Genomic DNA, 25,787 nt, shown 5'->3' with positions numbered 1-25,787 from the left:
ATTCCGCTGAAGCAGAGGGAAACATACGTTTCGCTATCACAAAATATAGAATAGTCGAAAAATTTTATAGTTGTATATTATTACATCATTATTACAAATGCAAGAATTTTTTAGGATAAATGTAATATCCTTAAATAATTTCCATTCTTTTAATCTATTAAAGCGTTGCCTCCAGAAAGGTTTTTGAAGGGATGGCCAATGCTTCTTTTACTGTTTTTTGATGGCCGGTTAAATATTTTTTTACTATATTGAATCCGACAGCATAGCCGAGCATTGAGGGGAAGTATCCTTTTCCGTATAACAGCTGGGAAAACATTCTGCTGTCTCTCGTTAAGCGGAGGTTCGGCTTGACTCTTTTTTCAAACAGAAAATCAAGCTGCTCGGGCGTATAGTAGGACGTCCATTCCGCCGTAAGACTTGAGCCGAACCGCTCATATACAGCATATTCTGCCAGCCCCTCCATCATGATTGTATCAAGAAATGTCTCGTCTTTTTCGTCCTTTGTCACATGTTCTAACCGGCAGACGTGATTATATTCATGTGTCATAAGGGCGGATACAGCTGAATTGGAACTATCCGACGATAGAAAGAGGAACATTTTGTCCCGAAAGGCCAGACCGGATTTTGATCCGAATTCCTGACGGATTTTCCGGTTTCGTTCATCGACGGGCAAAACTACGATCGGCACGTCCGGCCCGTTCCACTTCTCCTTTAAATAGGCTTCCTCCTTTTGAATATGGCTGTAGCATCCTTTTTCTTTCAGCCGTTTACTGGTCCTAACGCCGTCCTTCAAATGGCGGAACATGCCGTGGTTTTGCAGCATCCCGAGTATCGGCTTCCACTCTTTCTTATCGGCCCCTGAAAAAAGCGGCAAAAGATGCGGAGCCAGATCATTTACGGATGCCGCCTTTTCCATCCATTGATATGTCTGCTTGACGCTCATACGGTTCGCCTCCTCTTGTTGTTATCATATGCACACACAAAAAAACCGGCCACCTTTTTCAGGCAGCCGGTCAAAAACTGTATTATTGATATTTTTTAAAGATCAAAGTGGCATTATGTCCGCCGAAGCCGAGCGAGTTGCTGAGAACGATGTTGACATCCTGCTCGCGCGCTTTGTCCGGTACATAATCTAAATCACACTCTTCATCAGGTGTTTCGATGTTAATCGTCGGCGGGATAATGCCGTCTTTAATGGCCATGACGGAGAAGATTGCTTCAATTCCTCCGGCAGCGCCTAACAAATGACCCGTCATTGATTTTGTCGAACTGACGGCAAGCTTGTACGCATGATCACCGAAAACGGTCTTAATGGCTTTTGTCTCGTATTTATCATTGTAGTACGTGCTTGTGCCGTGAGCGTTGATGTAATCAATTTCTTCAGGCTTGATGCCCGCATCTTTGATTGCTTCCTGCATCGCTCTTGCACCGCCTTCCCCGTCTTGGGCAGGCGCGGTAATGTGGTAGGCATCACCCGTTGAGCCGTAGCCGACAATTTCCCCGTAGATTTTCGCACCGCGGGCAAGGGCATGCTCAAGCTCTTCAAGCACGATGATCCCCGCGCCTTCTCCCATGACAAAGCCGTCACGGTTTTTATCAAACGGGCGGCTTGCCGTTTTCGGATCAGGATTTGTAGAAAGGGCTTTGTTTGCGCTGAAGCCCGCAAATGACATTCTTGTCAGCGGTGCTTCCGTTCCGCCCGTAATCATCGCATCGGCATCGCCGCGCTGAATGACTTTAAACGCGTCACCGATAGAGTTCGTTCCCGTCGCACATGCCGTCACCGTACAGGAGTTGACTCCTTTTGCTCCGAGAGCGATTGAGATTTGGCCTGTCGCCATATCCGGAATCATCATCGGAACAAAGAACGGGCTGACCCTTCTCGGCCCTTTAGTCAGGAAGATTTCGAATTGGGATTCAAGCGTTTCAAGACCGCCGATTCCGGACCCGACCCAAACGCCGACTCTCGGCGCGATCTCGTCTGTGATATTCAGACCGGCATCTTGAACGGCCATTTTCGCGGCTACGACAGCATATTGCGTGAAGCGGTCCATTTTTCGCGCTTCTTTTTTATCCATGTGATTTTCAATATTGAAATCTTTCAGTTCAGCAGCTACTTTCGCCGGATACTCGTCCGATTCCACACGTGTGATCGGTCCGATTCCGGATACGCCGCCGATTGCATTTTTCCAGCTTGTTTCGGCGTCGTTTCCAAGCGGAGACAGGGCTCCAAGCCCTGTAACGACTACTCTTTTTTTACTCATCTTGTGTGCACCTCACCTTTTTTTATCGTCCCCAGCGTATTGCTATGGCGCCCCATGTCAATCCTCCGCCGAAACCGACCATGACGATGACGTCGCCGTCTTTAATTTTGCCTGCTTCCAGTTCCTCTACTAATGAAATCGGAATGGATGCTGCGGATGTGTTTCCATATTTATGGACTGTTTTAGACATCTTTTCAACCGGAAGCTCCAAACGTTCCCGTGCCGCTTCCATGATGCGGATGTTTGCCTGATGCGGAATCAAAAAGTCTACGTCCTCTTTGGAGAGGCCGGCTTTTTCAATGACATTTACACTCGATTCACCCATTTGCCGGACGGCGAATTTGAATACTTCTCTTCCATGCATGATTGTATGCCCTTTTTCATCTAAGTACAAGTGCTGACCGCCTGTACCGTCTGCTCCGAGCTCAAATGACAGTATGCCTCTGTCGTCGCTGACCGGTCCGATGACCGCCGCTCCGGCTCCGTCTCCGAACAGCACAGCCGTATTGCGGTCGTCCCAGTCGGTAATGCTTGAGAGCTTTTCCACGCCGACCACGAGGACATGTTTGTATGTTTGCGATTCAATGAATTGTTTGGCGGTTACGATACCGTACATAAAACCCGCACATGCGGCGCTGATATCCATCGCGCACGCTTTTTTGGCCCCGAGCTTCTCTTGTATCATACAGGAAACGGTGGGGAAAGACTGGTCAGGAGTAACCGTCGCCACTAGGATCATATCAAGCTCCTCAGCGGAAATGCCGGCCTGATCAAGCGCTTTTTGCGCAGCCTCAGCGGCCATGCCGGATGAATACATATCTTCCGCGGCGATTCTTCTTTCTTCTATACCTGTTCTCGTACGAATCCACTCGTCCGATGTATCTACCATTTGTTCAAGATCATGATTTGTCAGCACTTTTTCCGGGATGTAACGGCCGACGCCAAGAATTCCAGCTTTCATTGGAAAAGACTCCTTTTTTATAATGAATTTAAAACTAATTAGTTATGATCAATTATTAGTATCAGGTACTAATTCTACCCTATTTTTTTTCTGTTGGCAATATATTCGTCTAAACTATCGGACGCTGCTCCTCATAGAATAAAAGGAAGACGAAAGGAGGCTTCACAATGGATATTTTCTCCAAAATGATGTTCGGCGATTCCAGAGACCGGGATAAAGAACCGGAAGAAAACCCGGAGCAGCCTCAGGCTGAAAACGAAGAAGAGATCGATTACAACCACGTGATGAATCAGCTGGGGTCCATCATGAACTCTCTGGATCAATTAAAGCCCGTATTTAAAGACTTCGCGCCGATGGTGTCCGCTATAAAGAAAAAAATCATGTGAAAAGCCACTTCATGAAAAGTGGCTCTCTTTATTTATTCAGCTCCCCGGCATCAGATCTGCCAAGCTCATACGCTTCCGCCATGACCGATGTAAACAGGTCCATAAACGGCTGAATCATTTCCATAGACAGATCTATGCCGGATTTCTCAAGCTCCGCCTTTGCTTTCGGCAGGTATTTCATCGCGATCTGCATAAATTCAAGAGACTTTTCATGCTGCATGTGTATCCACCTCTATTCATTTGACGGCAGTTCATTTGTTCGGTTATACGTTTTTACAAGGTCTGAGATTTTGTCTTGAAATGCTTTGTCCACCAGAGGGCTGAACGTCCCCATTTCAACGACTCCTTCCCTGAAATCAAAGTTGTGATCTCCGCTCTTGAGCGAACCTTTATTATATTGCTCGGCAATTAATGTATAGGCTTTATCTACGTTTTGCACCGTGCTTGTCAGCACCGTGTTTTTGCCGAGATTCGATTGTTCGGCGACATAGCCGATGGCGTAAAGCCCGTCTTTTTTGATTTGCTGAATGACAGGAACATTATACCCGTCTCCGGCCGGATATACAACATCCGTGCCTTCCGCTTTTAACTTCTCGTAAAGATGCAGCGCTTCATTGCCGTTATCCCAGTGGTCCGTAAATTCAGTATTGACGGTGATATCAGGCTTTTCATATTTCGCCCCTTTGATAAAGCCGTCTACTTCAGGCTGCCACAAAAAGGAGGCGATGACGCCGACCTCATTGGTTTTTGACATATGGGCGGCTGTCATTCCCCCGAAAAAACCCATTGCTTCTCCCATAAGATGAACGCTTGTGACATTATCGCTTTTCGCCGTTCCGTTTGCGACGACGAATTCCATGTCGGGATAATCCTTGCTGATCATATTGAAGATTTCCTCGTATTCATTTCCGTGCCCGTATAAAAGATTGACTCCTTTTTTATGAAAATCATCTATCGCTTTTAAAATATCTTCATCGGATCTGATATTTTCTTTATAATAAACGTCAACGTTAAATTCAGATTGTATCGCTAATAAACCTTTGTAACCTTTTGTGCCCCATACCAAGTCACTGATGGTATCGGGAAAAAGCATTCCGACCTTCTCAATTTTTCCTTTAAACGGAGTTTGTGCGCATCCGCTCAATAAAAGGAGGACAGAAAAGATCATGACAAGCCTGGTGATCAAGCCATGTTCAACCCCTTTTCAAACTCATAACATGTATAATTGATATACGTTTATTGTAGCGGTAATGCACATAACATGGAAGGTATTTCTTAAAAAATGTCGAATATTGATGAAAATTGTCTTTTCCATTCTTTAATTTTTTCTTCCGCTTCCGTTTTTTGCGTTTTTTCTTTTATTTCCAGGGTAATAATCTGATTTTCATCTTCTGTGCCGTCAGCCTCAAGCTGATTCATCAGCCCGCAGACCGCGTCTTCTAAAAAGATCCTGCTTTCGCCATCTTCTTTTTCTCCCGTCCACGGACCGTAAAGGGGAGGAAGGATAATCGCTTTGGCTGTATCCCGCTGAGCGTTTTTCTCCCAGTCTCCGTGATCCTCACTGTAAACAATCCAATATAAGGGCTCAGCCCTTTCTTCAGGCAGACACCCGCTCCCGTATTGAACGCAGATACGATCGTATTCCTTTTCACCGATTTCATCTATTATTTGAAAAAGCCCGTTTCTCGCGAGCCACATTAAACGTTCTTCTAAATACAGCTGCCTCGTTTTGTCCTCCGGTTCTGCCAAAATGACATCAACGTGCACACCCTCTTCCATCAACCGTTCGCACAATGAAAGGCCGAGAAATTCATCTGCTCCAATGATCAGCGCTGTTTTCATCACATCTGCCGCCTTTCCGGTTTTTCATTCACACACAAGCCAAACAGCCCTCTGAAAAGAGATGGCTGTTGTATTCTATTCATTACAGGTCTTTTTCATGACTGCGGAAAAACCGGCAGATGGCTCTGTAAATACGCGCAGGGTTCTCAAGCAGGTGATACGTGATATCAGTCTTGCTTCCGGTCTTTTCCCGGGCTTCTTTATACGCGTTCGCATGCAGGGTGTACGGGTACAGCGCTCCGGTCGTTCTTTGCCATATATGTACCGGCGCCCGGGTGCGGCAGCCGGTAATGGTCTGATAGCTCAGTGAGCTTGCCTCTTTTTCAGAAACACCGAAGCTCTGTGCCGTTTCCCTCAGAAACTGCTTATAAAAGAACTTATTTTCTTTCTCTGATTCAAAATGGGCTTGAAGGTCAAGACAAGGATCTAACATTGCGGCTGAACGGATATGCTCCGCTGAAGACTGCAGCAATTGATCGGCGATAAGGGCGCCCATGCCTTCTGCGAGCAAGTGTATTTTCGGATTGAGGGTTTCTTGTTTCAGCACATAATGCATCAGCTGTCTGGCGTAAAGGACGGCTTTTTCCGAACCCCAATGCCGCCCGTATAAATTGCTGTTAATAATGGTGTACCCTCTGTCAAGCAGCACATGTAACAGCTGGTTTCTCCCTTCATGTTCGAGCCAAAAGCTTGAGTCCCGGCTGACAAAGTGGGTTCTGTCCCCCAGAATAAAGATACAGAAGCCATTCGGCCGATACGGCAGATGGATGACGTTCAGCTCAGATCCGAATTGGAAAAATCTTTCCGTAATCCCCATGCCTGCCCGCCTCCTTTTACTCCTAATCTCTCTATTGGCTATCATATGTAAGAAGAATGAAAACGGATCGGATAAACTCCTATTTGCTGCTATGTTTTGGCTATTATCCCAAGCACAGGAACCGAATTTTCCATCAGACGGCCGGACAGGCGGGCACATGTCAGTTTCAGGCGCGCTTTTTGATGAGAAAATGACCTTCCGCCCGCGCTTTATGTATGGTATGATACAACGTAGAATAAAATGAAGGACGAGGTGGAAACGTGCGGTTTATTATCGGTTTTATTTGGACGTTCCTTTTAACACATATGGCCTGTTATCTGGTCGCCTCCATGAACAGCGCGGCGTACAATTTCAAGCAATCATCCGTTATTGCCGTGGTTATTGCGGTGCTAGTCTTTGTTCTTGCGGAGATCATGCCTGTCAAACAGGATGCAAACCAGCATTAAATAAAAAAACCTGCTATTCAGCAGGTTTTTTTGTGTTCACGGTTTTCGTTGATACGTCCACAATCTGTTGTGGTTTGAAGTTTCAGGGAACATTTCTCCAACCGTAAGCTTGATTTTTTGCGGATTTTTGACCATGCTTCCCGTTTCGCCGATTTCAACGTACACACCGTTATTCGGCGCTTTTTGTCCCGGGCGGAATTGATGCTGCTGTCCCACGTCATTTCCTCCTTTTTCTTTTTTATGTAGTATGCGCTTGTATGCGGAGAAATATTAAAAACCGCTGAATGAGATTCAGCGGTTTTTTTGTTCATCCTGTTTGTAAAGAAGAGCTTTCAGGAGCGCTTTTTGCGCGTGAAGCCGGTTTTCCGCCTGCTGAAATACCGCAGAGTTCGGACCGTCGATAATCTCGGACGTGACCTCTTCTTCCCGATGCGCGGGCAGGCAATGCAAAAATGTATAGTCGGGTTTGGCGAGACTGACGAGTGAGGCGTTGACTTGATACGGGGCAAACACATGCAGCCGCTGCTGCGTCTCTTCCTCCTGCCCCATGCTCGTGAAGACGTCGGAGTAAATCACGTCTGCATCCCGCACCGCTTCCTGCGGATTTTCGGTAAGGGTGATTTTCGCTCCGGAAACAGCCGCCGCTTCTTTTGCGGCATTTACCGCCTCTTCCTCTACTTCATAGCCTTTCGGCGAAGCAATCGCAATGTCACAGCCCATTTTTGCGCAGCCGATCATTAGTGAATGCGCCACATTATTTCCGTCACCGATATAGGCGGCTTTTACTCCTTTTAATTTTCCTTTTATTTCTTGTATCGTTAACAGATCCGCGAGTGCCTGACACGGGTGATACCGGTCGGTCAGCCCGTTTATGACGGGAATATCAGCATGCTCGGCAAGCTCTTCGACTTTTTCATGCTCAAAGGTGCGGATCATAATGGCATCAACGAAGCCGGACAGCACCTTCGCCGTATCCGCGACTGTCTCCCCCCGCCCAAGCTGCAGGTCGCTGCTTGAAAGAAATAGTCCCGTTCCCCCGAGCTGGGCCATTCCCGCTTCAAAAGACACACGTGTGCGGGTTGAAGATTTTTCAAAAATCATCGCCAATGTTTTCCCTTGGAAAATCGGCTGTATCGGATGTTGTTTTAATAATGAAGCTTCTGTCAGAAGCGCATTGATGTCTGACGGGCTGACATCTTTTAAGGAAAGAAAATCTTTGCCGTACAAATGGGTTAATGTGTGTTCCGCTTTTATTGTGTGCATGATGCCACTTCCTTTTGATAAAGATCTTTGAGCGATACAGGCTGAGGTTCGCCGGAGCCGCTTGCTAAAAATGCCTTTACGGTTTCCGGTTCAGTAAAGACCGTCACACCGTGCGTCATGGCTTCAATCCGTTGTTTACGCGCTTCTTCAGAGTGATTGAAATTGATGTGGACCGCTTTATCCTTTCGCTCTGCCCATGCCGGGAACGCATCTTTGCATACCGTAAATCCCGCCTCTTGAGCCTGACGTTCCAATTCCGCATCACAGCCTTCCAGATAGATGCTGCCTTTTTTCTCCCAGACGTGCGCGTAGATTTTTTTCAGGGCGCTTTCTGCGTCAAACGCGACACACATGCCTTCTCCGGTCGACTTCATTTCCGGCCCGGGCTTTACATCCACATCCTGAATGGCGTGCGAAGAAAAAACCGGGAATTTCACTGCCGTTCCGTGCTGATTTTGAACCTCGGGCTTGATGTCTTTAAGGGAAGCGCCGGCCAGCAATCTGGCGGCAAGCGGGATCATCGGCACCCCCATCACCTTAGACACGACAGGAACCGTGCGGCTTGCCCGCGGATTCACTTCAAGAACGAGAATATCCCCTTTGTCATCAATGACAAACTGAATGTTCATGATGCCTTTAAAAGCCAGTTTTACCGCGATTTTTTCGGCGGCCTCTTTTATATTCCGCTGCATATCAGGTGTGACAGACGGACCCGGAAGAATCGCAAAACTGTCGCCCGAATGGACGCCGGCGCGTTCAATGTGCTCTGTGTAAGTCGGCACGAATACTTCATGTCCGTCGGAAATCAGATCGATCTCCAATTCTTTTCCTGTAATGTACTGATCGATCAAAATCGGATACGGCATGCCCGCCTCATTTGCCAGCAGCTCTGACATTTGCGCTTCTGAATCAACGATGATCATGCCCATCCCACCGATGACATAAGACGGACGGATCAGCACAGGGTAGCCGATTCGGCTTGCTTTTTCCGTTGCTTCTTCTTTTGAATAAGCGGTTTCGCCTTTGGCATGTTTCAGGTCAAGGTCATCAAGCAGCTGATAAAACAGATCCCGATCCTCCAGCGCATCAAGGGTTTCAAAGGATGTTCCGAGCAGCGGAATGCCCGCTTTTTCCAGCGGTTCAGCGGCATTGATCGCGGTCTGCCCTCCAAACTGGACGATGGCAAAATCAATGTTTTCATGTTCCGCCACGTTCAAAATATGTTCTGTCGTCAGCGGTTCAAAATAAAGCCGGTCAGCGATTTCATAATCCGTGCTTACTGTTTCCGGATTGTTATTGATCATAATCGTTTCATACCCCAGCTTTTGCAGGGTCAGAACGCCGTGGACGGCACTGTAATCAAATTCCACTCCCTGACCGATGCGGATCGGGCCTGAGCCGATGATGAGGGCGCGTTTTTTCTCTTTCCGGCTGATATCTCCGTCGCTTTCCCCGAGGTAGGTGGAGTAGAAATAATTCGTCTTGGCATCAAATTCAGCGGCGCATGTATCTACGATTTTAAACGACGGGACGATGCCTGATTTCTTTCTGAGAGCACGGATGTCTTCTTCCGTTTTTCCCGTGAGAGATGCGATCATGACATCCGTGAAGCCTTTTACCTTCGCCTGCTTTAAAAGCAGCATTGACAGATGATCCCCTTCTTCCATCAGCTTGTTTTCCAATGTGATGATATTTCGGAATACATGGAGAAAAAACGGGTCAATTTTCGTTTTGGCATGGATGTCTTCTATCGTTTCACCGCGGCTTAACAGCTCCATGACGACGAAAAATCTCCGGTCATCCGGCGTTACCGCTAATTCCCACAGCTGATTGATCGTACAGCCGCCGAGTTCAGGCAGGCGGGTGCCGATCGTTTTCAGCTCAAGGGAGGCCGCCGCTTTTTGAATGGCCGCTTCCATATTTCTTTCAATCGCCATGACCTCTCCCGTCGCTTTCATCTTCGTTCCGAGCGTGCGGTCGGCATGTTTAAATTTATCAAACGGCCAGCGCGGGAATTTGACGATGACATAATCAAGCGCCGGTTCAAAGCTTGCATAAGTAGAGCCCGTCAGCGGATTTTTCAGTTCATCAAGCGTATAGCCGACGGCAAGTTTCGCCGCCATTTTGGCAATCGGATAGCCGGTCGCTTTTGACGCGAGAGCTGAAGAGCGGCTGACACGCGGGTTCACTTCAATGACATAGTACTGTTTGCTGAACGGATCCAGCGCAAATTGAATGTTGCAGCCGCCGACCACATCCAGCGCCGAAATAATCGCCAGGCTTGCTGAACGCAGCATCTGATATTCTTCATCCGTTAACGTCTGGGACGGTGCGACGACGATGGAGTCTCCTGTATGCACGCCGACGGGATCGATGTTTTCCATGTTGCAGACGGTGATGCATGTATGATTGCTGTCACGCATGACCTCATATTCGATTTCTTTAAATCCGGCGATGCTTTTTTCGACGAGGCATTGGCTGATCGGGCTTGCTAACAGCGCCTGTTTAATCAGCGTCTGAAACGCTTCTTTCGTTTTCGCGATTCCGCCTCCCTTTCCGCCTAACGTATACGCCGGTCTCAGAATAACCGGAAATCCGATAGACTCGGCGAAACGGAGGGCATCTTCTTCGTTGTCGACGATTTCGCTTTCCGGAACGGGCTGATCGAGCTCTTTCATCAGGGCGCGGAACTGCTCCCGGTCTTCGCCTTTTTGAATGGTTTCCACCGATGTTCCCAAAAGCTTGACGTGATGCTTCTTCAGCACGCCTGCTTCTTCAAGCTTAACGGCTAAATTCAATGCCGTCTGGCCGCCCAAATTGGCAAGCAGACCGTCCGGTTTTTCTTTTTCAATAATGGCCTCGATGCTGTCGGTTGTGAGCGGTTCAAAATATATTTCATCGGCAAACGCCTCATCCGTCATAATCGTTGCCGGGTTGTTGTTAACTAGAATAACGCGGTATCCTTCTTCTTTCAGAGCCATGCAGCCCTGCGTTCCTGAATAATCAAATTCTGCCGCCTGGCCGATGATGATCGGGCCGGAGCCGATGACTAATATGCTGGAAATGGTTGTATCTTTAGGCATGAGCGATTTCTCTCCTTGCTGGTATCACTTTCTCTAGAAATTCATCAAATATCCACTCGCTCTCAGCCGGTCCGGGATGAGCTTCAGGGTGGAACTGGACGCTTAATACGGGAAGGCGCTTATGAATGAGCCCTTCCACCGATGTATCATTGACATGATGAAATCTGATGGACAGCTCGTTTTCGTCAATTGATGCTTCATCAACGACATAGCTGTGGTTCTGGCTTGTCATAAACACCCGTTTCGTTTTCCGGTCAATGACGGGATGGTTGGCACCCCTGTGGCCGAACGGCAGCTTATACGTATTTCCTCCGAAAGCCAGGGCAATCAGCTGATGCCCGAGGCAAATGCCGAGTGCGGGGAAATCACTGAGTAATGATGTAATCCGGTTCATGTACGGCGCAATCGCTTTCGGGTCGCCCGGGCCGTTTGAGAGCACGATTCCGTCAGGCTGAATGTCGTAAACAGCGTTCATCTGCTGATACGGAATGACCGTTACTTTACAGCCGCGCTTTACAAGTGACGAGGCGATTGATTTTTTATAACCGAAATCAATCAGCGCAATATGCCGGTCTCCGTTCCCCATTGACGTGATGTCTTCAGACTGCGCCAGCTCCGCCGGGTTTTCCGTTCCGGATGCTGCCGGAATTTCTCCTGTTGTTGACACGGCAGCGTTCATCGTGCCGCCGGAGCGGATGGTTTTGACGACGGCCCGTGTGTCCACTTCGGTTAAGAGCGGGATGTTCCATTTATTTAAATACTCTCTCAAGCTTGAGACTGCTTCATGGTGAGAAAAATGTTCACACGCTTCATAGACGGCAACAGCCTTGACTTGAGGAATCTTACTTTCAAGGTCTTTTTCATTAATTCCGTAGTTTCCGATCAGCGGATACGTAAAGACGACGATCTGACCCTTATATGACGGGTCTGTAAGCACTTCCTGATAGCCCGTCATTCCGGTGAAAAAAACCGCTTCGCCAACACAGCGGGCCTCTTTTTCAAGTTCACCGCCAAATGATGTTCCGTCTTCCAATACTAAATAGCCTTTCATCTAAAGCCCACCTCTTGATGAATAATTAATTAAAAATATGAATTTTTATACTTTTATATCGAAAAAAAATTACCGTTTCACTGCCGAATGCGCTTCGATCGCTGCTTTCAGCATACTGACGGCCGACAGCATTTCTTCTTCAGAAACCGTAAGCGGCGGGAGCAGCCTGATGACATTCGGTCCGGCCGGAAGCACGAGAAGCCCGCGTTCCTGCAGATCTCCGATGAGGCCGGACACGGGACCTGCGCATTCAATGCCGATTAATAACCCTTTTCCGCGGATTTCTTTTACAAAAGGTCCTGTCAGTTCACGGTTCAGCTGCGCTTTTAAAAATGATCCTTTGTCTGCCGCCGCCTGAAGAAAGTCCGGCTGAAACACAATATCCAAGGTTGCTTTCACAGCTGCCATGGCAAGTTTATTGCCGCCGAAAGTCGTACCATGCGTACCCGGCGTAAAGGCGTCGCCAAGCTTCTTTTTGCCGATCACGGCTCCGACGGGAAAACCGTTTCCAAGCCCTTTCGCAGCAGTGATGATGTCCGGCGAGATGCCGAAATGCTCATAGCCGAATGCCTTGCCCGTCCGGCCGATTCCGGTTTGAATCTCGTCTGTGATAAGCAGCGCCTGTTTGTCTTTGCAAAATGTCTGTAAGGCTTCGATGAATTCCGGATCGGCGGGATTGACTCCCCCTTCTCCCTGCACCGTCTCAAGCATGACGGCGGCGATATCATCCTCTTTTGAAAGCGTGCTGAATGCCGACGGATCATTGAACGGAAGATAGTGAAAGCCTTGAAGCATCGGTCCGAAACCAATCTTGATTTTGTCTTGTCCGGTGGCGGCCATCCCCGCATAGGTCCGTCCGTGAAAGGATTGATGGAACGTTACGATTTTTGTCTTTCCCGTTGCTTTACGGGCAAGCTTAATGGCGCCTTCATTCGCTTCGGCCCCGCTGTTGCAGAAGAAAACGAGATCCCCCGCGCTATGTTCGGCAAGCTTTGCCGCGGCTTTTTCCTGAAGATCATTTTCAAACAGATTGGAAACGTGCCATACACTGTCAAGCTGTTCTTTCACCGCTTCTGTGACCTCATCATGACAATGGCCGAGATTGGAAACGGCGATGCCCTGAATAAAATCGAGATACGTTTTTCCGTTTTCATCCTCTGCAATTGTCCCTTTCGCTTTTTTGATATCAATGGGCCAGCGGCTGTAGGTTTGAAATAGACTGCTCATGACACGCTCTCCTTTTCTTTGACAATTTTTGTTCCTTGGAAGGCTTGATCGGTAAAAAACGCTCCTTTTCCGTTTACGATCATCACTTCCTCGACATCTTCACTCAGTGCCGATAATGCCGAGTTTACCTTCGGAATCATCCCTCCTGAAATCACGCCGTCATCTATGAGGGCGTGAGTCTCTTGCGGCGTCAAAGTATCCAGCCTGCTCTCTCCGTCCATAATTCCTTCGACATCCGTGACAAATAAAAGTTTGTCGGCGTGTAAGGCTGAAGCGACGGCCGATGCCGCGGCGTCTGCGTTGACGTTCAGCGTTTCGAAATCACTTGTCATGGAAAGCGGAGCGATAACGGGAATGATGCCTTCTTTCATTAATGCGTGAATGATTGACGGATCGGTTTTTTGTATTTCGCCGACTTCTCCGTATTTGTCTTGATTAAGATAGGATGCTTGAAGGAGACCGCCGTCCTTTCCTGATATTCCCGCGGCTTTCAGCCCGTTTTTCGCGAGTTCGGTTACGAAAAATTTATTGATCGTCCCTGACAAGACCATTTCCGCTGTTTCCAGCACCGGTTTGGTCGTTTTCCGCTGTCCATCGACAAATTCCGTTTCAATCTGCAATGTTTTCAGCATTCTTGAAATGTCCGGACCGCCTCCATGCACGACGGCAATGTTCCAGCCGGATTGCATAAGCTCTTTTACATTTTGAAAAAAATCGGCGGATAACTCGCGGATTACGCTGCCGCCGCACTTAAAAACGATCGTTTTCTTCATGCCGCTCCCCTTTGTTATGTGCGATAGCTCGCATTGATTTTAATATAATCATAGGTTAAGTCACAGCCCCATGCCCGGCCGCTGCCGGAGCCTTCCTGCAGGCGGACTGCAATCGTAATTTCATCACCTGATAAGTACTCCTTGGCATCAGTTTCCGAAAACGGCTGAGGTTCGTTGTGTTTAAACAGACACTGGCCACCGAGGAAAACTTCCACTTGTTCGGCCGTTACGCTTGCCGCACTGTGCCCGATTGCGCCGATGATGCGCCCCCAGTTGGCGTCTGTGCCGTAAACGGCGGTCTTCACAAGGCTTGAGCCGACGATTTTTTTGGCGATAATATTCGCCTCAAGGTTGTTTTTCGCGCCTTCGACTCTGGCTTCAATTAATTTCGTCGCTCCTTCACCGTCTCTGGCTATATCTTTGGCAAGGTCTTCGCATACAAGCTTTAATCCCTTTTTAAAAGCCGGCCAGTCAGGGTGCTGCTCCGTCAGGCAATCATTCCCCGCGCAGCCGTTTGCCATCACAAGCACCATGTCATTCGTCGATGTTTCTCCGTCAACGGTGATTTGGTTAAATGAAACGTCCGTAATCTCTCTGAGCGCGTTTTTGAGCGCCTGTTCTTCCACGGCGGCGTCAGTTGTGACAAAGCCGAGCATTGTCGCCATGTTGGGGTGGATCATGCCGGAGCCTTTCGCCGCTCCGCCGATCGTGATGATGTCTCCGCCGATCACCAGTTCATAACACGTCTGTTTCGTCACTGTATCCGTCGTCAAAATGGCTTCTTCAAATGCTCCGGACACGGATGGCGCTTGACCGAGCTGTTCAATGCCCGATTGAATTTTTTTCATGTCTAAAAGCTCGCCGATCACCCCGGTTGACGAAACCGCAACAAGCTCCGGCTCAATGCCGAGCTGGCTCGCGAAGCCGTCCCGCATTTCATAGGCGTCCTTTAATCCTTGTTCTCCCGTACAGGCGTTGGCAATCGCGCTGTTGACGATAACCGCCTGAAGCACACCCTCTTTTTTCAGGCTGGCTTGCGTCACTTTCAGCGGCGCTGCCTGAAAATGGCTCTGCGTATATACCGCTGCACTGACTGCAGGCGCTTCGCTGATAATCGCTCCGAGATCTTTTTTTGAATAGCGCAGACCGCAATGCACGCCCTTTGCCTCAAACCCTTTCGGCGAGGATACGCCGCCTTTTATTTTCGTGATTTCCTCACTCAGCTGAATCATATTTTTGAATCCCTCTTTCGTTCTATGGATAGACTGGCGTCATCGTAAGTCCCGTTTCTTCCTGCCAGCCATTCATGATATTTAAATTTTGAACCGCCTGCCCTGCGGCGCCTTTCATCAGATTATCTATGACAGAAACGATGGTGGCACGGTTTGTTCTTTCATCCACGGTGACACTGATATCACAAAAATTGCTGCCGTATACCTCTTTCGTCGCCGGAAATTCACCTTCCGGCCTGATCCTGACAAAATATGAATCTTTGTAGAATTCGGAATACAATTCTCTTACCTGTGCAGCAGACATTCCCGGAGGGGCGTCGGTATACATCGTCGCCATAATGCCCCTTGTCATCGGCGCCAAATGTGCGGAAAACGTGATCGGGCCTGTGCCGGGCTGCCAAGCCGCTAATTGCTGTTCAATTTCCGGAGTATGCTGATGCTCATTAACCTTATAAATTTTGAAATTATCATTCAGCTCAGAATAATGAGTGCCCATGGATGCTTTTCGGCCGGCGCCGGATACGCCCGTTTTCGCATCAACAATCAGAAATGAATCTTGTAAAAGCTTATTCTTCGCCAGCGGGGCGAGCCCGAGCAGCACAGCCGTCGGAAAACATCCCGGATTGGCAATCAGCTTTGCAGTCTGAATCTCTTCTTTTTGCAGTTCAGCTAAACCGTAAACCGCGCTTTGAATCGTTCCTTTCGGAGCGGCCTTCCGCTTATACCACTTTTCATACACGGCCGGGTTTTGAATCCGCAGATCGCCGGATAGATCAATGACCGGGATGCCCGCCTCCGCCAGCTTGGGCGACCACTCTCCGGAAACGCCGGGCGGCGCGGCTATGAACATGACATCAATTTCGTTTCGGATCGTTTCTATATGAAGCGGCTGAAGTGATTGTGACGCTATATTCCTCAAATGCGGATATGAAGCGGCATATTCTTTTCCTTCGTCGCTCGATGAATATAATATACAATCTTCTGCATAAGGGTGATGGTTAAGAATCCTGACAAGTTCGGCGCCTCCATAACCAGTCGCGCCTATAATACCTATTTTCAACGGGTTCACCTTCTTGGTTTTTGTGAAATTATTTAACATTATAACATGAATAAAAATTAATTCAATTGTATATTTAATATTTTTTCATTCATTTTCCATCTGTTTTCGCTGACAAAAAACCCCCTCTCGATCGAGGGGGGCATAAAAAAAAACAGGCTGCTCGGATCAGCCTGTTTTTTTCAGCATCATCAGCCCGCTTATAAAAAACAGCACGGAGCTGGCGTAAAAAATAATATAAACCGTAAAGAAATCAGCGAGAAACCCGCCGAGAATAATGGCGGCAGCTGAAAATACGGCCGTCCAGAAATGATAGCTGCCGACTTTTTTTCCCCGCTCCCCGCCGTCGGTGTAATCGGCGATCATGATTTTCTCGCCGTGTTTTTGCATCGCGCCGAACAGGCCCAAAAGCACCTGCACAACATAAACCTGGTGCACGCCGGTAATGTGCGGGAGCGTCAGAAGAAGCACCGCCATCCCCCACGAATTTGCCATAAGGAACCAGCGGGAATCCAGTCTTGCCGACAGCCGGCCGAGCAGCGGATGAATCAATGCGCCGCTCAGGCCGAACAAGCCGTATGAAAGACCGAATTGCGTGTAGCTGGAACCGATGTTTTTAATAAATAAAATATAAAACGGAAAGATCAGGCTGCCGGCAAAAAAGACACTGCTCTGAGACAGGATCAGCCATTTTAAATGGTTGTGTTTCATGATTTGTACCTCTGATAAAAATAATTCATAAACAAGTCATCCGGATCATATTTGTGTTTTTTCTGAAAGAACATATCGCTTTTCGGATATGCCTCGCGCATCTGCTCTTTCGTTTGATACAGCATATACGGGAGATAATAACTGCCGCGGTGGCGCAATGCCGTATCCGTCATTTTTCTGACAATCCGCGCCGCACTTGCCTGGCTGTCTGTTGAAAACCCTTCATTGATTAAAAGAACGAGTGAAAACATGTCTTCCTTTGCGTATGACAGATCGGCTTTTTCATTTTTTTGCACGTAGCGGATCGTAATATTTACGAGATTGAGATCTTCATGTGACAGCGTCTTGCGTAAATCATGAATGTACGGCGCAAATTCGCCCACGGGCACGAAGTATTCTTGTAGCACGTCGGTGTTGTCCGTGTTTTCATATTCCAAAAATTTCGATTCTGACCGCATGACATTGTTCCTGGAGACTTTCACGCCGTTTTGGCTGAGAAAATAAGACTGCTGGGTTGACCAGAACCAATTTCTTCCCCAGTCATACCGGCGGGAGAGGCCGAGCGCGAATTTCGTCAGCGCCGGATGCTCATCTTCTTTCAGTTCATTGTGCCGTTTTAATTCTTTCTGGTTGTCTGAGAGTGTGTAATCAGTCACATACATATCGTGCAAAAAGCCTTTATCCCCTGTTGCGATCCGCGCGAGATGCATGCGCACGGCGGGGTTGCGCTGAACATGCTGCGTAAAATATTGACTGTATGTATCAGCGTCCATGCGTTTCGTTTTCATTTCATAAAGCTCATCATCCGTCAGCTCAATATCCGCGTCAAGGATGACGCCGAACAGGCCGTAGCCGCCGATGACGGCTGAAAACAGGTCATCTTTCGGAGTAACGGTGATGACTTTGCCGTCCGCCTTTAAAAGATGAAACGATTTGACCGTATCAATCAGCGAACCGTACCGGATATCCCGGCCGTGGGCGTTGGCGCTCAGTGAGCCGCCGATCGTAAAAATGTTTTGCGATTGCATGACTTTTACCGCGAGCCCGTACGGATTGACATAGCGCTGAATATCATTCCACGTCGCTCCCGCCTGCACTCTGATGATTTTTTTCTTTCGGTCGAGACCGAGTATTTTGTTGTAGCCCGTCATGTCGAGAACGATACCGTCTTCATAATACGTCTGGCCGCCCATTGAGTGCTGGGCGCCTGCGATTGAGATCTTCAGATGCTTTCTCTTTGCTTCCTTAATCGTTTCGACCAATGTTTCTTTCTCTTTTCCTTTGACCGTCTGCTTAATTTTCACGGGCATGAGGCGGCTGACATCCGTCATTGTCCCTGCCTGCTGCACCGGCTCTTTGTGAAAAGCGGAAACAGCGAACAGCGCCGTATAAACAAGAATGCTAAGGATAATGAGAAGTAATTTTTTCTTCATGGATTCCTCCCTCGCATGCAGCCGGTCTATTATATCATGCCTCACGTCCGTTTTTTTCCTTTTTAACCCGATACCGCAAAAAACCCCGAATGGTGGGAAACTCGGGTTTTTTTAGTGACTTGCCCTTCTTTCCGCACGCCGGTCTCTAGCGGCAAAGCAGACAGAACGGCGCCCGACAGAATCATGTTTAGTACAGCTCGAAACGGTGAGCCGGAAAACACCGGGCATAAAAATCCACAGAAATCCTTAAAATGATTTTTTAGTCAGTATATAATCGATATATATGCAGATGTATTACCAAAGGGATTGTTTAAAACAAACATGTTAAACGAGGTGGGGAAAATAAACATAAAAGGAATCAATCATCTTCTTTTTTCTGTTTCAAATTTGGAAAAATCTAAAGAATTTTATGAAAAAGTATTTCATGCACAGCTCCTGGTTAAAGGACAAAAGACAGCATATTTTGATCTGAACGGGCTTTGGCTTGCGCTTAACTTAGAGGCGGATATACCAAGAAATGAAATACATAAATCTTATACGCATATGGCCTTTACAATTGACCCAAAAGATTTTGATGCAATACATCAAAGGCTAAAAAATCTAAATGTAAATATATTAAATGGGCGTCCTAGGGATAAGCAAGATCAAAAGTCAATTTATTTTACTGATCCCGATGGACATAAATTTGAATTCCACACAGGTACACTCCAAGACAGACTGTCCTATTACAAAAAAGATAAACCTCATATGAAATTTTATATTTAAAGGTTTGTTTGCGATCCAAAACAAACCCTCACTGTCGCTTATTCGCGTTGATTTTTTCCTTGTAAATGCAGACAAAAGAAAAGCACCTCCAAACTTTAGGATGTACCTAAAATCCGAGGTGCATTTTCTTATTACTGAATCCCTAATGCGATTTTTGCGTAGCGTGACATTTTGTCTCTTGTCCAAGGCGGATTCCAGACGATGTGGACCTCCGTCTCTTTTACATCCGGAATGTCGGCGAGCGCTTTTTTCACCTCGTCGACGATGATCGGAGCGAGCGGGCACCCCATTGATGTCAGTGTCATCGTAACATGCGTCAGGCCGTCGTCATCCATATCAACGTCGTATACAAGGCCGAGATTGACGATATCGACGCCGAGCTCAGGGTCAACAACCTGCTCCAAGGCGCCCATGATGTTTTCTTTTAATGCTTCTTCCACGTTCCATCACTCCTTTTTCCTCAGTATAACGTAAAAGCGGGTTTTGTTAACACCTTTGTGCTTTATAAATGCTTATCGAACCAGGCGACGGTTTCTAAAACGGCGTATCTCGGGACTTTATGATCAGCCCGTTCGTCTTTCAGAAACTGAAGATGGTCAGGCCGGCTGCTGTAATGAGGTTTAATCGTTTCATAAAAGCCGCGGGTCGGTGCATACGGAACGACTTTGTCTTGAACGCCGTGCCAGAACAGCAGCGGGCGGCTGCGGAGTTTTTCCGGTTCCAGACTGAGATCGAACGGTTTGAGCCGCGCAAACAGTTCATCGACCTGTTCTTTTGTGACGTCAATGTCGATGTCCTGCTTTTGAATGTGGTCAATCTGCTGCTGAAAAAATGCCGTATAGTTCGGGCTTCCCATCAGACTGACGCCGGCTTTGACCCAATCATACGCGGCCATCGCGCCGAATGTCGTAATTCCGCCCATTGACGTGCCCGCAAGACCGATCCGCCCGTCTTCAATCAGACCGCGCGCTTCAAAATCCTTTTTCAGCACGTCAAGCTCCTCGATTTCATTTAATACAATGTCCCAAAAATGGACGGCGAGCTCTTCTGCTGACAGCTGTTCAGCGCGTTCACCGTGGTAAAGAGCTTCCGGCAGCACGGCCCTGAAGCCCTTTTCAGCAAGCAGGTAAGCGAAATGAAGATTATGCTCCTTCGCGCTTGTAAAACCGTGAATAAAGAAAACAAGGGGAGCGGGACGGTCCCGATTTTCTTCTTTTACAATATGTAAAAACGGAATGCCTGATACGGTTTGATGATCAATAAGAATCACGTTGACTCCCTCCTTAGGATAACCATAATCATAAGTGTAACATGTAGACAATAAAGATGGTAAAAAGCTACACTGTACATAAGTGAAAAACAGCAAATTATATGACAAAAGGAGTTATTTATGGAGACAAAACCTTATCTCATCGCCTTAGATCTGGATGGAACTTTATTAAAAGACGATAAAACCATTTCCCCTGAAACGGCACGGACGATTCAGAAGCTGAAAGAAGCGGGCCATCATGTCTGCATCTCAACCGGGCGCCCGTTCCGTTCCAGTTCGATGTATTATGACGAGCTTGGGCTGACAACGCCGATTGTCAATTTTAACGGGGCGTTTGTCCACCATCCGAAAGACGAATCATGGGGACGATACCACACGTCTTTATCGGTCGATGTGGTCAGACAGCTTGCCGAACTTACAGAGACCTATCAAATACATAATGTGCTCGCTGAGGTCATTGATGATGTGTACTTCCATTATCATGATGAGCATTTAATTGAGGCGTTTCATATGAATACGGCGAATGTCACATTCGGCGATCTGCGTGAAACGGTCAAGGAGGATGTAACGTCCGTATTGATTCATGCAAAGGAAGAGGACGTCGCGGATATACGCGCGCATTTATCCGATGTGCACGCCGAGGTCATTGACCACAGAAGATGGGCGGCTCCGTGGCATGTGATTGAAATCATTAAACACGGGATGAATAAAGCGGTCGGCCTGAAGAAAATCAGCGACTATTACCAAGTGCCGAGAGAACGGATCATCGCGTTCGGCGACGAAGACAACGATCTTGAAATGCTCCGGTTTGCCGGGTGCGGCGTAGCGATGGGAAACGGCACGGATGAAGTCAAACAGGCCGCCGACCGCGTCACGGGATCAAATGAAGCGGACGGAATCGCCGAATTTTTAAAATCCTATTTCTCCCTGTGAGGTTTTGCCGCTCATAACACAAAGCCTTCCGCCCATACTAAAACAGACGACTCATCTCGTCTAAATATGGAAGGGGGACATTGCAATGGGTAAACGAAACAAATCAAAACGGTTTATTCAGCAAGGCAAGGACTCTGTCAGTCTTCATGACGCAAGATTTCCATATCGGTCTACATTAGAGGAAGCACAGCATGATGCAGCAAAAGATTCGGCTGAAAGGCAGGTTGACTTTTAATGAGAAACGAACTGTTTTCTCAAGCCAAGTCATTTGTCCAGCAGGCCGTCATGATTGCTAACGGTTTCGAGGACGGCGATCAGGAAAAAGCTGTCTCACGCGCCAAAAACGCCGTGTCTTCCGCGTACGCCAATTCGACGGATGCAGAACGTCAGCAGCTGCACCAATTTCAGGATCAGCTGGAGAAATTGCAATAAAAAAAGGCGCCCCGTTTAGACGAGGGCGCCGCTTTTTTATTTCACTTCAAATGTTTTTACCGTTTTCAGTCTTTTTCCGATCTGATCGGACTTCCCTAAAAACGTCACCGTCACCGTGTATGTTCCCGGACCGGGCACGTTCTTCCACACATCTGAAAAGTCATACGTTTCATTCGGCATTAAGGTCACGGTCTGAAACGCCTGAGTAAACATTTTGTCTTTTGAATAGCGGTACAGTTCTTTGTGATGTTGGTCATGTACGGTCAATTCGAATTTCTGCCCTGAACTGAATGTGAAATCGATCGGGCTGCCGCTCTTGTTTTTTAAAGACATTTGAAATTCGATCTGCTGATCCGTCTGCACAGGGTTTACGGCTAATTCCGCTTGCTGTTCATTCATCTCTCCGGATACCTCCTCAGCGGGCTCCTTCTGCCCGGATTGACTGCTGCATCCGATCAGTAAAATGACCGGTAATAACAGGCCAAACAGCCACTTCATTCTATCCGCTCCTATCAGTCTTTTCTGAAGAAACCAAAGATCCCCGTCGTTTGCACGATGTTTGTGAAGGCTTTCGGGTCGACTTCTTTCACGATTTTCTCAAGGTCATACAATTCGTACCGCGTGATGACGATGATCATCATTTCTTTCTGTTCGTTTGTGTAAGCGCCTTTTGCCGGCACCGTCGTAATGCCGCGGACCATTTTCCCGTAAATCGCTTCTTTGATTTCATCGGCTTTTTTTGTAACGATCATGGCGGTCAGTTTCATGTGGCGGGTGTGAATGGCGTCAATCACCCTTGTTGTGACATACAGAGCGACAAGGGTATATAATGCTTTCTCCCATCCTTGCAATAATCCTGCCGTCAAAATGATAATCCCGTTCAAAATGAAGAAATATGTGCCGACCGGCTTATCCTTCCATTTGGCCAGCACCATCGACACGATATCAAGACCGCCTGTCGAAGCGCCGAATTTCAGCGTTAAACCGATGCCGATAGCTGAGATGACTCCTCCAAATACGGTATTCAGAAGAATATCGTGCGACAGTCTCATTTCCGGGAGAATTCCCATAAAGACGGACGTCAGCGCTACGCTTAATATGCTGTATACAGTGAATGATCTGCCGACTTTCAGCCACCCTAACACACCGATGGGAATGTTTAAGAGGAACATGAGAACTCCTGTCGAAATATAAAAGGGGGCGTATTGATCAACGACGCTTGACAGCAGCTGGGCGACACCGGTAAAACCGCTGGCATATACATTCGCCGGTATCAGGAATAAATTCAGTCCCGCCGCATACAGAAACGCGCCGATGACGACGATTGCTAATTTTTTTGCTTGTTCTAGTACCATGGCTTGCTCCTCCGCTCATTTTCATTATTAGCTTTTCCCTTAAAATAAAGTTTTGAACACTATTTTGCCACATTTATATGTTATAGTTGGCATCACTCTCACCAATCGGAAAGAAGGGAATTATGATGACAGTTCACCTTATTGCTGACAGCGCCTCTGATCTGCCGAAATCTTATATTGAAGAAAACCGGATCGGGTTCATTCCGCTGCACGTAACACTTGACGGAAACGAATATGAGGACGCGGTCACCATTCAGGCGGATCATATATTTCAAGCGATGCGGGACGGGAAAGTTCCGAAAACATCCCAGGCATCACCGGATACGATAAAAAAAGTATTTTTACAATACGCGGAACTCGGAGAACCGGCGATATACATCGCCTTTTCCTCAGGTCTTTCCGGCACCTATCAGACGGCCGTAATGATCGCCAATGAAGTAAAAGAGGAATTTCCCGATTTTGATTTACGGATTGTAGATTCCAAATGCGCTTCATTGGGCTGCGGCCTTGCTGTGATGCACGCGCAAACACTCTGTGTTAACGGGAATACAATACAAGAAATCGAAACGTCTGTAAAGAGCTTTTGCGCACGGATGAAACATATATTTACGGTCGATGATGTCGCTTATCTCGCGCGGGGCGGCAGAATTTCAAAAACGTCCGCTTTTGTCGGGGGGCTTTTGAACATTAAACCGATTCTGCATGTGGATGACGGCAGGCTCGTGCCGCTCGAAAAATTGCGCGGACAGAAGAAACTGTTTAAACGGATTATAGACATGATGAAGGAAGAAGGCGGCGATTGGGCGGATCAAACCGTGGGGATCAGCTATGCAGATAACGAGGAGACGGCGCTTCGGATGAAGGAAATGATTGAAGAAGCGTTCCATCCGAAAGAGATCATTCTTCATTCAATCGGCTCTGCGATCGGCGCGCACTCCGGGCCGGGCACGCTCGCGATTTTTTTCCTGAAGCCATAATTTCAATGCGGGCGGGCATCCTAACGGACAGAAGGGAGGCTTTGCCGCATGAAAGATGATGACAAAAAACCGTTGGACAATAACGCCGTAAATCAGAAAAAGAACCGGCTTGCCGAAAAAAACCGGCAGGCGGGAAAAAACCAGAATTCCAAAAAACCGGACCATCTGTAAAAGCAAAACAGCCCTCTTGTGTATGAAGATAGAGGGCTGTTTTTTGTTCTATATGCGTCTAACATCACTTATCACGAATCCGCTTTCAGGCAATGCCGGCATTCTGGACAGGCTGAAGCTCAAATCTTGGGACGGAACACCGTACTCTATTTCATTGGCAAGAAACGCAAGGGAAGTTTTCATGACTTCCACGGTCATTCCCTCACCCGGACAGCGGTGGCCGTTAGCCGGATCACCTCCGCCCTGGGGAATGAAATCAAATTTATTTTCCTCCCGCCCCTGAAAACGTTCTGGGCGAAATTCATTGGGATCCTCCCAAAGCCGGGAATCATGGTTTGTCCCATATAGGTCAAGCATGACGGATGCACCCTTTTTAAACTCACAGTTCTTCCATACGAAATCTTTTTTCACAACGGCTCCTAAAAACGGGGCAAACGGGTAATACCGCCGAACTTCATGTGCAAATCTTTCAGCCTCCTGATCATCTCTCGATCTCAGTTTGCACCGATATTCAGGGTAATCATGCAATGCAAGAGCTGAAAACGTAATGAAGTAAGAAATGGCGGCAATCGGGCGCAGAACATTAATAAGCTCAACAGCAGCCATGTGAGAATCAAGTCTGTTCCCGTCAAGTTCTGTATGAAAAGCCATTTCATACAAGGCTGAGCACTCCGGCGTTTGCAGCTTGCCGGACCGCACATCCTCAATGACCTCCTCTATCCATTTCTCCGTTTTCAGCCTCGCCCTTCTGCCTTTCCAATGACGCGGTCCGACAGCGCCGAATGCGTCTACCATATCGGTGAAATCCTCCGCCCGCTCTTTCACTTCTGAGTCTTTCAGCGGGACGCCGGCCCACTCACAGGCAGCCCGGCACAGCACTTTCTTCGCTTCATCAAAAAGGACAATTCGATTTGAACCCTCCCACTTTTCCGCAGATGCTTTCCACTGTTTTGCCACCGCTTCCGCAAGCCGTTTTTGCCGGGGCGGCGTCAACAGCGACATAAATAGAAGCTTCCTGTGCTTATGCCGTTCACCGTCCATTGACTGGATTGCCCCTGTTCCGAATAACGTTTTCTGCACCCGTTTGGGGAGGGCATGCTCCCGCTGAAATCGTTCTGTGTCATAAAAAAGCTTTGCGGCTTCCGCTCCGCTCATACAAATGAATGTCTTCCCTAATAAACGGGCGCGAAACACATCCGAGCGATAAGTCTCCGCTCTGTTTTTCACAAATACATATCCATCGCGTAATAAAGCCAGACTATTATCAAGACCCTTATCATGCGGAATTTGTTCATTCATCCCGATTCCTCCCTTCTTTTTTCACCTTTTACGAAAAAG

30 protein-coding genes are annotated in these 25,787 nt (G+C 47.7%); 8 read left to right on the top strand and 22 right to left on the bottom strand.

Features of this window, described 5'->3' with window-relative positions:
• Positions 1-157: 157 nt before the first annotated feature.
• From NYE68_RS06435 to NYE68_RS06425, 3 genes are all read right to left on the bottom strand, one after another.
• Positions 158-943: a DUF2268 domain-containing protein gene (locus NYE68_RS06435; protein WP_061046904.1), complete on the bottom strand. Its 786-nt coding sequence runs from the start codon at positions 941-943 to the stop codon at positions 158-160.
• 82 nt (positions 944-1,025) lie between these two features.
• Complete coding sequence (gene fabF, locus NYE68_RS06430; protein ID WP_015417206.1) at positions 1,026-2,264, bottom strand: beta-ketoacyl-ACP synthase II; 1,239 nt, start codon at positions 2,262-2,264, stop codon at positions 1,026-1,028.
• 22 nt (positions 2,265-2,286) lie between these two features.
• Positions 2,287-3,225 (bottom strand): beta-ketoacyl-ACP synthase III, encoded by a 939-nt coding sequence (locus tag NYE68_RS06425; RefSeq protein ID WP_007409122.1) that lies wholly within the window; start codon positions 3,223-3,225, stop codon positions 2,287-2,289.
• 167 nt (positions 3,226-3,392) lie between these two features.
• Between NYE68_RS06425 and NYE68_RS06420 the strand changes: the two genes are divergently transcribed.
• On the top strand, positions 3,393-3,611 hold the full coding sequence (locus NYE68_RS06420) for a hypothetical protein (RefSeq protein ID WP_007409123.1): 219 nt from the start codon (positions 3,393-3,395) through the stop codon (positions 3,609-3,611).
• Between the two features lie 28 nt (positions 3,612-3,639).
• Here the strand turns inward: NYE68_RS06420 and NYE68_RS06415 are convergent, their stop codons facing one another.
• From NYE68_RS06415 to NYE68_RS06400, 4 genes are all read right to left on the bottom strand, one after another.
• Positions 3,640-3,831: a ComZ family protein gene (locus NYE68_RS06415; RefSeq protein ID WP_047477800.1), complete on the bottom strand. Its 192-nt coding sequence runs from the start codon at positions 3,829-3,831 to the stop codon at positions 3,640-3,642.
• A 12-nt stretch (positions 3,832-3,843) separates the two neighbouring features.
• Positions 3,844-4,797, bottom strand: a complete 954-nt coding sequence (locus tag NYE68_RS06410) for a BMP family ABC transporter substrate-binding protein (RefSeq protein WP_015417205.1) — start codon at positions 4,795-4,797, stop codon at positions 3,844-3,846.
• 89 nt (positions 4,798-4,886) lie between these two features.
• Positions 4,887-5,453: a hypothetical protein gene (locus NYE68_RS06405; protein WP_251248637.1), complete on the bottom strand. Its 567-nt coding sequence runs from the start codon at positions 5,451-5,453 to the stop codon at positions 4,887-4,889.
• An 82-nt stretch (positions 5,454-5,535) separates the two neighbouring features.
• Positions 5,536-6,270, bottom strand: coding sequence for a hypothetical protein (locus NYE68_RS06400; protein ID WP_094032933.1), 735 nt, complete (start codon positions 6,268-6,270; stop codon positions 5,536-5,538).
• 260 nt (positions 6,271-6,530) lie between these two features.
• Between NYE68_RS06400 and NYE68_RS06395 the strand changes: the two genes are divergently transcribed.
• Positions 6,531-6,716, top strand: coding sequence for a YjzD family protein (locus tag NYE68_RS06395; protein WP_003155069.1), 186 nt, complete (start codon positions 6,531-6,533; stop codon positions 6,714-6,716).
• A 36-nt stretch (positions 6,717-6,752) separates the two neighbouring features.
• On the opposite strand, the gene NYE68_RS06390 is transcribed toward NYE68_RS06395, so the two are convergent.
• The 10 genes from NYE68_RS06390 to NYE68_RS06345 all read right to left on the bottom strand — a co-directional run bounded on the left by NYE68_RS06390 (position 6,753) and on the right by NYE68_RS06345 (position 18,546).
• Entirely contained in the window at positions 6,753-6,932 is a 180-nt protein-coding gene (locus NYE68_RS06390; protein ID WP_003155070.1) for a YjzC family protein, read from the bottom strand.
• Between the two features lie 75 nt (positions 6,933-7,007).
• Positions 7,008-7,979 carry an ornithine carbamoyltransferase gene (gene argF, locus NYE68_RS06385; RefSeq protein ID WP_039252015.1) on the bottom strand — a complete coding sequence of 324 codons (972 nt, stop codon included), beginning with the start codon at positions 7,977-7,979 and terminating at the stop codon, positions 7,008-7,010.
• On the bottom strand, positions 7,967-11,062 hold the full coding sequence (locus tag NYE68_RS06380; RefSeq protein ID WP_039252018.1) for a carbamoyl phosphate synthase large subunit: 3,096 nt from the start codon (positions 11,060-11,062) through the stop codon (positions 7,967-7,969). Before NYE68_RS06380 ends, argF begins: the two co-directional genes overlap by 13 nt.
• Entirely contained in the window at positions 11,055-12,113 is a 1,059-nt protein-coding gene (locus NYE68_RS06375) for a carbamoyl phosphate synthase small subunit (protein WP_007409132.1), read from the bottom strand. The genes NYE68_RS06380 and NYE68_RS06375 overlap by 8 nt, the downstream gene beginning before the upstream one ends.
• A gap of 69 nt (positions 12,114-12,182) precedes the next feature.
• Positions 12,183-13,340, bottom strand: a complete 1,158-nt coding sequence (locus NYE68_RS06370) for an acetylornithine transaminase (protein WP_053573554.1) — start codon at positions 13,338-13,340, stop codon at positions 12,183-12,185.
• On the bottom strand, positions 13,337-14,113 hold the full coding sequence (gene argB / locus NYE68_RS06365) for an acetylglutamate kinase (protein WP_015417199.1): 777 nt from the start codon (positions 14,111-14,113) through the stop codon (positions 13,337-13,339). The genes NYE68_RS06370 and argB overlap by 4 nt, the downstream gene beginning before the upstream one ends.
• 14 nt (positions 14,114-14,127) lie before the next feature.
• Positions 14,128-15,345 (bottom strand): bifunctional ornithine acetyltransferase/N-acetylglutamate synthase, encoded by a 1,218-nt coding sequence (gene argJ / locus NYE68_RS06360; protein ID WP_324635950.1) that lies wholly within the window; start codon positions 15,343-15,345, stop codon positions 14,128-14,130.
• Between the two features lie 22 nt (positions 15,346-15,367).
• The gene (argC, locus tag NYE68_RS06355; protein ID WP_113766354.1) at positions 15,368-16,405 is read right to left on the bottom strand and encodes an N-acetyl-gamma-glutamyl-phosphate reductase; all 1,038 of its coding nucleotides are present in this window, start codon (positions 16,403-16,405) and stop codon (positions 15,368-15,370) included.
• 165 nt (positions 16,406-16,570) lie between these two features.
• Positions 16,571-17,113, bottom strand: coding sequence for an MFS transporter (locus tag NYE68_RS06350; RefSeq protein WP_012117271.1), 543 nt, complete (start codon positions 17,111-17,113; stop codon positions 16,571-16,573).
• Positions 17,110-18,546, bottom strand: coding sequence for an FAD-binding oxidoreductase (locus NYE68_RS06345; RefSeq protein ID WP_324635951.1), 1,437 nt, complete (start codon positions 18,544-18,546; stop codon positions 17,110-17,112). The genes NYE68_RS06350 and NYE68_RS06345 overlap by 4 nt, the downstream gene beginning before the upstream one ends.
• A gap of 321 nt (positions 18,547-18,867) precedes the next feature.
• Here NYE68_RS06345 and fosB point away from each other — a divergent pair, with 321 nt between their 5' ends.
• The gene (fosB, locus tag NYE68_RS06340; RefSeq protein ID WP_182072541.1) at positions 18,868-19,311 is read left to right on the top strand and encodes a metallothiol transferase FosB; all 444 of its coding nucleotides are present in this window, start codon (positions 18,868-18,870) and stop codon (positions 19,309-19,311) included.
• Positions 19,312-19,442: 131 nt separating this feature from the next.
• Here fosB and NYE68_RS06335 read toward each other — a convergent pair whose 3' ends face one another.
• Both NYE68_RS06335 and NYE68_RS06330 read right to left on the bottom strand, forming a co-directional pair.
• Positions 19,443-19,751 (bottom strand): metal-sulfur cluster assembly factor, encoded by a 309-nt coding sequence (locus NYE68_RS06335; protein WP_003155088.1) that lies wholly within the window; start codon positions 19,749-19,751, stop codon positions 19,443-19,445.
• A 62-nt stretch (positions 19,752-19,813) separates the two neighbouring features.
• On the bottom strand, positions 19,814-20,581 hold the full coding sequence (locus NYE68_RS06330; RefSeq protein ID WP_007409140.1) for a prolyl oligopeptidase family serine peptidase: 768 nt from the start codon (positions 20,579-20,581) through the stop codon (positions 19,814-19,816).
• 120 nt (positions 20,582-20,701) lie between these two features.
• On the opposite strand from NYE68_RS06330, the gene NYE68_RS06325 reads away from it, so the two are divergent.
• From NYE68_RS06325 to NYE68_RS06315, 3 genes are all read left to right on the top strand, one after another.
• Entirely contained in the window at positions 20,702-21,514 is an 813-nt protein-coding gene (locus tag NYE68_RS06325; protein WP_007409141.1) for a Cof-type HAD-IIB family hydrolase, read from the top strand.
• Positions 21,515-21,599: 85 nt separating this feature from the next.
• Positions 21,600-21,749, top strand: coding sequence for a hypothetical protein (locus tag NYE68_RS06320; RefSeq protein WP_003155094.1), 150 nt, complete (start codon positions 21,600-21,602; stop codon positions 21,747-21,749).
• The gene (locus NYE68_RS06315) at positions 21,749-21,946 is read left to right on the top strand and encodes a DUF3813 domain-containing protein (protein ID WP_003155097.1); all 198 of its coding nucleotides are present in this window, start codon (positions 21,749-21,751) and stop codon (positions 21,944-21,946) included. The genes NYE68_RS06320 and NYE68_RS06315 overlap by 1 nt, the downstream gene beginning before the upstream one ends.
• Positions 21,947-21,982: 36 nt before the next feature.
• On the opposite strand, the gene NYE68_RS06310 is transcribed toward NYE68_RS06315, so the two are convergent.
• Together NYE68_RS06310 and NYE68_RS06305 are read right to left on the bottom strand one after the other, a co-directional pair.
• The gene (locus NYE68_RS06310) at positions 21,983-22,444 is read right to left on the bottom strand and encodes a BsuPI-related putative proteinase inhibitor (RefSeq protein WP_007409142.1); all 462 of its coding nucleotides are present in this window, start codon (positions 22,442-22,444) and stop codon (positions 21,983-21,985) included.
• A gap of 14 nt (positions 22,445-22,458) precedes the next feature.
• Positions 22,459-23,301, bottom strand: a complete 843-nt coding sequence (locus NYE68_RS06305; RefSeq protein ID WP_007409143.1) for a YitT family protein — start codon at positions 23,299-23,301, stop codon at positions 22,459-22,461.
• Between the two features lie 125 nt (positions 23,302-23,426).
• Between NYE68_RS06305 and NYE68_RS06300 the strand changes: the two genes are divergently transcribed.
• Complete coding sequence (locus NYE68_RS06300) at positions 23,427-24,278, top strand: DegV family protein (protein ID WP_015417195.1); 852 nt, start codon at positions 23,427-23,429, stop codon at positions 24,276-24,278.
• 48 nt (positions 24,279-24,326) lie between these two features.
• Entirely contained in the window at positions 24,327-24,449 is a 123-nt protein-coding gene (locus NYE68_RS06295) for a hypothetical protein (protein ID WP_003155105.1), read from the top strand.
• A 48-nt stretch (positions 24,450-24,497) separates the two neighbouring features.
• Here NYE68_RS06295 and NYE68_RS06290 read toward each other — a convergent pair whose 3' ends face one another.
• The gene (locus tag NYE68_RS06290; RefSeq protein WP_031378483.1) at positions 24,498-25,748 is read right to left on the bottom strand and encodes a cytochrome P450; all 1,251 of its coding nucleotides are present in this window, start codon (positions 25,746-25,748) and stop codon (positions 24,498-24,500) included.
• Positions 25,749-25,787 lie beyond the last annotated feature (39 nt).

This window comes from Bacillus sp. FSL R5-0447 (genome assembly GCF_038606125.1).
In the GTDB taxonomy this organism is placed as follows: Bacteria; Bacillota; Bacilli; order Bacillales; family Bacillaceae; genus Bacillus; species Bacillus velezensis.
This window is presented reverse-complemented; position numbering and strand designations above follow the sequence as displayed.

What these genes read in the sequence shown, in the direction of transcription:
- NYE68_RS06435 (WP_061046904.1), bottom strand. Translation starts at nt 943, where the DNA reads ATGAGCGTCAAGCAGACATATCAATGGATGGAAAAGGCGGCATCCGTA.
- fabF (WP_015417206.1), bottom strand. Translation starts at nt 2,264, where the DNA reads ATGAGTAAAAAAAGAGTAGTCGTTACAGGGCTTGGAGCCCTGTCTCCG.
- NYE68_RS06425 (WP_007409122.1), bottom strand. Translation starts at nt 3,225, where the DNA reads ATGAAAGCTGGAATTCTTGGCGTCGGCCGTTACATCCCGGAAAAAGTG.
- NYE68_RS06420 (WP_007409123.1), top strand. Translation starts at nt 3,393, where the DNA reads ATGGATATTTTCTCCAAAATGATGTTCGGCGATTCCAGAGACCGGGAT.
- NYE68_RS06415 (WP_047477800.1), bottom strand. Translation starts at nt 3,831, where the DNA reads ATGCAGCATGAAAAGTCTCTTGAATTTATGCAGATCGCGATGAAATAC.
- NYE68_RS06405 (WP_251248637.1), bottom strand. Translation starts at nt 5,453, where the DNA reads ATGAAAACAGCGCTGATCATTGGAGCAGATGAATTTCTCGGCCTTTCA.
- NYE68_RS06400 (WP_094032933.1), bottom strand. Translation starts at nt 6,270, where the DNA reads ATGGGGATTACGGAAAGATTTTTCCAATTCGGATCTGAGCTGAACGTC.
- argF (WP_039252015.1), bottom strand. Translation starts at nt 7,979, where the DNA reads ATGCACACAATAAAAGCGGAACACACATTAACCCATTTGTACGGCAAA.
- NYE68_RS06380 (WP_039252018.1), bottom strand. Translation starts at nt 11,062, where the DNA reads ATGCCTAAAGATACAACCATTTCCAGCATATTAGTCATCGGCTCCGGC.
- NYE68_RS06375 (WP_007409132.1), bottom strand. Translation starts at nt 12,113, where the DNA reads ATGAAAGGCTATTTAGTATTGGAAGACGGAACATCATTTGGCGGTGAA.
- NYE68_RS06370 (WP_053573554.1), bottom strand. Translation starts at nt 13,340, where the DNA reads ATGAGCAGTCTATTTCAAACCTACAGCCGCTGGCCCATTGATATCAAA.
- argB (WP_015417199.1), bottom strand. Translation starts at nt 14,113, where the DNA reads ATGAAGAAAACGATCGTTTTTAAGTGCGGCGGCAGCGTAATCCGCGAG.
- argJ (WP_324635950.1), bottom strand. Translation starts at nt 15,345, where the DNA reads ATGATTCAGCTGAGTGAGGAAATCACGAAAATAAAAGGCGGCGTATCC.
- NYE68_RS06350 (WP_012117271.1), bottom strand. Translation starts at nt 17,113, where the DNA reads ATGAAACACAACCATTTAAAATGGCTGATCCTGTCTCAGAGCAGTGTC.
- NYE68_RS06345 (WP_324635951.1), bottom strand. Translation starts at nt 18,546, where the DNA reads ATGAAGAAAAAATTACTTCTCATTATCCTTAGCATTCTTGTTTATACG.
- fosB (WP_182072541.1), top strand. Translation starts at nt 18,868, where the DNA reads ATGTTAAACGAGGTGGGGAAAATAAACATAAAAGGAATCAATCATCTT.
- NYE68_RS06325 (WP_007409141.1), top strand. Translation starts at nt 20,702, where the DNA reads ATGGAGACAAAACCTTATCTCATCGCCTTAGATCTGGATGGAACTTTA.
- NYE68_RS06320 (WP_003155094.1), top strand. Translation starts at nt 21,600, where the DNA reads ATGGGTAAACGAAACAAATCAAAACGGTTTATTCAGCAAGGCAAGGAC.
- NYE68_RS06315 (WP_003155097.1), top strand. Translation starts at nt 21,749, where the DNA reads ATGAGAAACGAACTGTTTTCTCAAGCCAAGTCATTTGTCCAGCAGGCC.
- NYE68_RS06310 (WP_007409142.1), bottom strand. Translation starts at nt 22,444, where the DNA reads ATGAAGTGGCTGTTTGGCCTGTTATTACCGGTCATTTTACTGATCGGA.
- NYE68_RS06305 (WP_007409143.1), bottom strand. Translation starts at nt 23,301, where the DNA reads ATGGTACTAGAACAAGCAAAAAAATTAGCAATCGTCGTCATCGGCGCG.
- NYE68_RS06300 (WP_015417195.1), top strand. Translation starts at nt 23,427, where the DNA reads ATGACAGTTCACCTTATTGCTGACAGCGCCTCTGATCTGCCGAAATCT.
- NYE68_RS06295 (WP_003155105.1), top strand. Translation starts at nt 24,327, where the DNA reads ATGAAAGATGATGACAAAAAACCGTTGGACAATAACGCCGTAAATCAG.
- NYE68_RS06290 (WP_031378483.1), bottom strand. Translation starts at nt 25,748, where the DNA reads ATGAATGAACAAATTCCGCATGATAAGGGTCTTGATAATAGTCTGGCT.